Below are 6,426 nucleotides of genomic sequence, written 5' to 3'. Positions count from 1 at the left end.
ACTCGGCTACTTCGCCGAGAGTCAGGGGCTGGCCCACGTGATGACGCTCCAGCAGAAGGCGCATATGCAGCAGCTACCCTCCGGTGGCACCTACGGCTACGTGCCGCAGGTGGATTACTTCTGGGGGCTGCCCAACAGCCTACGAACCGGCGGGGTGTCGATGGACCTCGACGCGCTGAACATCACGGCGCAGACGGACGACGGGACGAACAAGTTCAATCTGGTGTTTCAGCTGGGGGCGCTCAGTTCGGCGCTGGAGCATGCGATACCGGAGCAGATGTTTGTGACCGCGGACCATCCGGGGGAGGCGGTCTCGACGGTGAAGGCGCTGTCCAAGGCGGCGCAGCAGGGGCAGAAGATTTACCACATCACCCAAGCGAATCTCGCCGCCGCCCTGGGGGATATTCGATTGGATGACGCGACCGTTCAGGAGATACGAGATGCCATCGCCACCGGGAAGGAGGTGATTACGCATACCGATCCGATCAGTGTGCCGGGGTGGAGTGGGGCGGGGTATGCGGTGTTTGATCCCGTAAAGGGGGATGGGGCTTGGCGGATTGGCGGGGGCGTAAATGGAGGTTACTATTCGTTGGTTACGGAAGCTGGGGCCGCAATACTTTCTCTTGTTTTTACAAAGATGATACTTCTTGGTCCAGTGGCCATATATTTGTATGCTGCGTTGGCTGTAGTTACGGTGCTTGCTGCTATTATGGCAGTTGTTTATGGTCCAGATTTTGGGGCATATCCGAATTCATCGAATTTGATTGAATTCTTCTCTGTAGCACCAGTTATGGGTTCGCTTTTAATGATTGGGTGGGGGCCGGCCATCCCTTTGCTAATCTTCGGATTGATGTTGCAGGTATTGCTTGCTGAGTTGTATGTTCTTGGGAGTATTTGATCGAATGTATAACTATATTGTTGTTTCTTCTATTGCTCTTGTGTTTGCTGTTGGGGTGCTTTCATATGTGTACGGTGGGGGTGTGTTTATTCTATTATTAAGTGTGTTTAATGCGGTTTTGTATGTTCTTTGCAAGAGGTATTCTTCTAGGTGTGCTGAGGCCAGAAAAAAGCTAGAGAGACGCTGATTTAATCCCCGCCGGTGCCCCGGATGGCGGATAATTGGCCCAGCAAGTAGCCTGGATGGAGCATAGCGGAATCCGGGGATTCCCGAAGGCTGTCCCACACGTCCCGGATTCCGCTGCGCTTCATCCAGGCTACTTGCTGCTGCGCGCCTCCGGTATCCCCGCCCGCTACGTCCACGGCACCATGGACGTGCCGGTGGAGAAATACCGCAACTGGATCGGCGGATTCAGCAACGTCATGGCCGCCGCCGACTACGCCTCCTCCGGCGGCATCCCGACGCGCGTGCTCAGCGAGGGCGGCCAGCCCGCCTGGGTGCGCATGGAGCATGTGTGGGTGGAGGCGGCCCTGGACTTCCACCCCGGTCGTGCCTACCGCAACCTGGAGGCCGACCGCTGGATCGCCCTCGACCCCAGCTTCAAGCAGTACGAGTACCTCGAAGGGATCGACGTGGCGCAGATCGCCGGCCTCGACTACCCGGTTTTCCCTTCATGCCCTTCATGGTTGAAGTCTTGGGCCTCAGGGGCGGATGCAGTGGGCGAGGTAGTTGACGGAGAGGTCGTGGCCGAGGCTGTAGTTTCGGAACAGCGGGTTGTAGGTCATCCCCGCCAGCTCTTTCAGCTCCAGGTCGGCGGCGCGGGTCCACGACTCCAGCTCGGAGGGGCGGATGAACTTGGCGTAGTCGTGGGTGCCTCGCGGGAGCATGTTGAGTACGTACTCGGCGCCGACGATGGCGAACAGGAACGACTTCGGATTGCGGTTCAGGGTGGAGAAGAAGAGGTGACCGCCGGGGCGCACCAACCGGGCGCAGGCCTCCACCACCGATGCCGGGTCGGGGACGTGCTCCAGCATCTCCATGCAGGTGACCACGTCGAAACGCCCGGGGTTGGCGGCGGCGAACGCTTCGGCGGTGGTGCGCTGGTAGTCCACTTCGGCGCCGGACTCCAGCAGATGCAGCTTCGCCACCGAGAGCGGTGCCTCGCCCATGTCGATGCCGGTCACCCGCGCCCCGCGCACCGCCATGCTCTCGGCGAGGATGCCGCCGCCGCAACCGACGTCGAGCACCTGTTTGCCGCTCAGTCCGACCCGACGGTCGACGAAATCGAGGCGCAGCGGATTGATGTCGTGGAGCGGTTTAAACTCGCTGTGCGGATCCCACCAGCGGTGGGCCAGCTCCTCGAACTTGGAGACTTCGTGCTGATCGACGTTGAGGGTCGCTTCGGTCATGGGACGGTTCTCCCGGTGAAGGGGTGAGCGCGAAGAACGCAGTGGGCAGGCGCGAATTCTACCGCGTTGCGCCCCCCGCGTCCCGGCCATTCACACGATCCCCCGCCCGTTGCTACACGATCCCCCACCCGTTGCTATCGGTGTCTATGAGCGTTGCCCACTGATAGTGCCTATTGGCGCCTATTGACGCCTATTGGTGTGCCCATGCGCCTGACGCGGATCCGCGGGAAACCGCGCCATTCCGGCGCTGCGGAGGTTGGTACGGATTTTGGTTCTCTGTCCTCGACGTCCTGTCCGGGCCCGATACGAAGCCCGCCGAGTTCCGCCCGAAATGCGAGGTGGACGGCCAGGACTATTGCAAGGTGCGCTACCGGGCGGCCATCAGCTACGTGATGGAGGCGTGGGCCCTGGATGCGGTTCACGTGCCGTGCGACGGCACGTTGGAGACGACCGACGACCAGAGTTGACGGTGCGCGTGGATGTCCGGCCGTGGGCCGGCGAGTGAAGGACCCGATCGTGAATCTCCTCCCTCACCAGAACAGGTTGAACCTCTCCCCTCTTCGCGCGGCTCCCCGTCCGGCTGTCCGGGACACCGCGTCCCGGGGATGGCGCGGGCGCGACTGGTGGGGGGCGCTGGCCCTGGTCCTGGCGCTGGTCAGCCTACCGCTCGCGGCGGCGGACCGCTCGGCCCCGGTGCTGGACCTGAAGGGGGCGATCCATCTCGCCATCCAGCACAACCTCTCGGTGCAGAACGCCTATCTCGGCCGCATCGCCGATCGTTATGGCTACCGCGTCGCCTACGATGGCTACGCGCCCCAGGTCAGCGTCAGCGGCTACACCAGCACCGACTCCGATTTCAACGACGGGGCGCGAACCTTGGACAACGGGGCCGGGCTGGAGCTGACCACCACGGTGAAGAACCGCATCGGCGGCGAATGGGCGGTGACCGGCAGTCACGATGAGAGCTTCCCCGAAGGCGACGGTCAGTCGTTCGACAACGCGATGACCCTGAGCTACACCCAACCGCTGCTGCAGGGGGCGGGCCGGACCGTGGGCAGCGCCCCGCTGACCTATGCCGACTGGCAGGAGGAGTCCAGCGTGCTCTCCCTGAAGTCGACCCTCATGGGGGTGGTCAATGCGGTCGTCGAGGCCTACCGGAGCTATCTGCTGGCGCAGCGCAGCCTGCGTCTCACCCGGCTCTCCCTGGAGCGCGCCGAACGTCAGCTGGAGACCAACCGGGAGCTGATCGCGGCGGAGCGGCTGGCGGCGGTGGAGCTGGTGCAGAGCCAGGCCGACGTGGCCGGTCAGCGGCTGTCGCTGCGTTCGGCGGAGAACACGGTGGACGCCGCGCGGGTCGCCCTGCTGCGCCTGTTGCGCCTGCCGGAGACGGCGCAGCCCGAGCTGAGCGAGGTCATCGAGCCGCAGCCGCTGACCCTGAGCGTCGAGCAGGCGGAGAAGATCGCGCTGGCCAACCGGCCCGATTTCCGCCTGGGCGAGATCGCCCGCGAGCGCGGCGAGCTGGACCGCAAGCTGGCCCGCGACGCCCAGCGCTGGCAACTGGACCTCAGCGTGCAGTACCAGTTGGCGAGTTCGGGCGAGCGCCTGCGCGAGTCGGTCGATGACCTGGGGCAGCCGCGCAAGGGCGACTATGCGGTGGGCGTCAGCCTTACCGTGCCGATCGGCAGCCTCTCGCAGAAGCAGCAGGTGGTGGATGCCGCGGTGGCCCTGGCCGAGGCGCGCAACAACATGGTGGACCTGCGCGAGAGCATCCGCCTGGAGCTGGTGGACGCCCTGCGCGACATCGCCATCCGCTGGGACGAGATCGCTCTCGCCGAACAGTCGCTGGAGCTGAGCCGCCGGCAGCTGGAGCTGGAGCGGGAGAAGCTCGCCACCGGACGCTCCTCCAGCTTTCAGGTGATCAGCTATCAGAACCAGCTGCTCAGTACCGAGAACCAACACCTCACCGCCCAGATCGACTATCTCAACGCCCTGACCCAGCTGGACGCCAGCATGGGCGTCACCCTGCAACGCTGGGGCATCGAGCTGCTCCCCGACGACCAGCTCGACGAGCACGCGGTCCCCCGTTTCCAGGCCACCTCCGCATCGTTGGCGGGTGGGGACGGCACGCCTTGGTCCGCCCCGGCGTTTCCCGAGTAACCTGGCGCTATGGCTTCCCCAACTTCTCGACCACATAACGATTTGTCGACGGACGATCTGGCGTCGCTGCCGCTGTTCTCCGGTGCCGAACCGGGGCCGCTGGTGCCCATCCTCGCCCACTGCCCCGAGCATCGCCTCACCGATGGCCATGTGCTGCTGCGACCGGGCGAGGCCAACCGCTCGCTCTATCTGGTGCTCCACGGCCGTCTGCGCATCCACGTGGGGGCCGAGGATGGCGACCGGCTGAATACCCTGGAGGCGGGGGCCTGCGTGGGGGACGTCTCGATGATCGAGGAGCAACCCGCCACCGCCTTCGTCATCGCCGACGGGGCGACCCGGGTGCTGGAGATCCCCGTCGAGCGGTTCTGGAATCTGGTCGCCGCGGCGCCGGCGGTGGCGCGCAACCTGATGAAGGTGCAGGCCGCCCGCCTGCGCTCCAATACCGATCAGCTCCGCCAGGAGCTGGAACTCAAGCGGGCCCATGCCGTCATCGACGCCCAGCGCGCCGAGCTGGCCCGCCACGCCGAATCCCTGGAACGCACGGTGGGCGAGCGGACCGCCGAACTGGAGGCGTCGCGGCGCCAGTTGGAGGCGCAACAGAAGGAGCTGCAGCAGGCCTACGTGGAGATCGAGACGGCCAACGGCCGGCTCGAGCAGCGCCTCACCGACAAGCGCTGGATACGGCGCAGCGCGCTGCTCGCGGTCGCCGTCGTGGTGATCGGGCTCGGTCTCCATCTCGGCCTGGACGGGGCGCTGCGCTCCAATGCCGGCGGCGGGGTGGTGACCCGGGCGGATGCGGCCACGGCGCGCACCGTCCCGGTCGCCACCCGCGAGGTGCGCGACTGGCTCAGCCTGCGCGGCACCGTTCAGCCGACCCGCTGGGTGGAGGTTCCCTCGCCGCTCAACTCGGTGGTCACCGGGATCCACTTCCGCTACGGCGAGCTGGTGGAGGAGGGCCAGCTGCTGCTGGAGCTGGACACCGCCGAGCAGCGCAGCCGCGAGCGCGACGCCCACACCCAGCTGATCAAGGCCCAGCAGGAGGTGGACCGGCTGCGCAATTGGGCGGACGGTGCCGAGGTGCGGCGCGCCCGGCGCGAACTGGGTCAGGCACAGGACGCCCTCAAGGAGGCGCAACGCACCCTGCAGAGCAGCCGGCGGCTGTTCGACAAGGGGATCATCTCCGGCGGCGAGCTGCACGGCGAAGAGGCCGCGCTCGCCGACCGCAAGCTGGCCGTGGTCGCCTCCCGCGAGTCCCTGGAGGCGACCCTCGCCCAGGGCGGCGAGGACAACCTGCGGGTGGCCGAGCTGGAGCTGGCCAACGCCCGCCAGGCCCACGACGAGATCCGGCGGCAACTGGACGAGGCGGTGGTGCGCAGCCCCGCCACCGGCATCCTGTTCCCCTCTGCCCACGCGGAAACGGCCGCCACCGCGGCGGCGGCAGCCGGCGAGAAGGCGCTGAACGTCGGCTCCCCGGTGGCCGCCAATCAGGCGATGTTCGCCATCGCCGACATGCAGGGCCTGGCCCTGGAGAGCGATGTGGCGGAGGCGGAGGTGCTCAAGCTCGCCGCCGGCCAGCCCGCCACCGTTACCCTCTCGGCGCTGCCCGGCGTCGCCCTGGCGGCGAAGATCGAATCGATCGCCGGCCGGGGCAGCGTGGACAGCCGCGGCGACTCCACCTTCAAGGTGCGCGCCGTGGTGGCGAAGCTGAGCCGCGAGCAGCGCCGTGCGGTGCGCCTCGGCATGTCGGCGGAGGCGCGGGTCGAGGTCTATCACAAGGCCGACGCGCTGGTGGTGCCGTTCGCGGCGGTGACGGTGAAGGACGGCAGCTACCACGTCGAGGTGCTGCGGCCCGACGGCACGCCCGAACGGCGCGACATCGAGGTGCGCGGCACCCTGGTGGACGGCGTCGAGGTGGCGAGCGGACTCGCCGCCGGTGACCGGCTGCTGCTGAGCGGGGGTTGA

The 6,426-nt window shown here is 66.5% G+C and carries 4 protein-coding genes and 2 pseudogenes; 5 read left to right on the top strand and 1 reads right to left on the bottom strand.

Annotated features, from left to right (window positions below; all coding sequences use genetic code 11):
* Positions 1 to 898 (top strand): annotated as a pseudogene (locus ACYQ2W_RS16420) (hypothetical protein); the annotation flags it as partial.
* Positions 899 to 1,140: 242 nt separating this feature from the next.
* Positions 1,141 to 1,482: pseudogene (locus ACYQ2W_RS16415) on the top strand (hypothetical protein); the annotation flags it as partial.
* Between the two features lie 117 nt (positions 1,483 to 1,599).
* On the opposite strand, the gene ubiG reads toward ACYQ2W_RS16415, so the two are convergent.
* Complete coding sequence (ubiG, locus tag ACYQ2W_RS16410) at positions 1,600 to 2,307, bottom strand: bifunctional 2-polyprenyl-6-hydroxyphenol methylase/3-demethylubiquinol 3-O-methyltransferase UbiG (protein WP_459869385.1); 708 nt, start codon at positions 2,305 to 2,307, stop codon at positions 1,600 to 1,602.
* A 338-nt stretch (positions 2,308 to 2,645) separates the two neighbouring features.
* On the opposite strand from ubiG, the gene ACYQ2W_RS16405 reads away from it, so the two are divergent.
* The 3 genes from ACYQ2W_RS16405 to ACYQ2W_RS16395 are packed head-to-tail and all read left to right on the top strand — an operon-like array spanning position 2,646 to position 6,426.
* Entirely contained in the window at positions 2,646 to 2,774 is a 129-nt protein-coding gene (locus tag ACYQ2W_RS16405) for a hypothetical protein (RefSeq protein WP_459869383.1), read from the top strand.
* Between the two features lie 49 nt (positions 2,775 to 2,823).
* A complete protein-coding gene (locus tag ACYQ2W_RS16400; RefSeq protein WP_459869381.1) occupies positions 2,824 to 4,464 on the top strand; it encodes a TolC family protein in 1,641 nt (546 codons plus the stop codon).
* Positions 4,465 to 4,506: 42 nt separating this feature from the next.
* A complete protein-coding gene (locus ACYQ2W_RS16395) occupies positions 4,507 to 6,426 on the top strand; it encodes a cyclic nucleotide-binding domain-containing protein (RefSeq protein WP_459869379.1) in 1,920 nt (639 codons plus the stop codon).

The sequence above is a fragment of the Endothiovibrio diazotrophicus genome (genome assembly GCF_054657215.1).
This window is presented reverse-complemented; position numbering and strand designations above follow the sequence as displayed.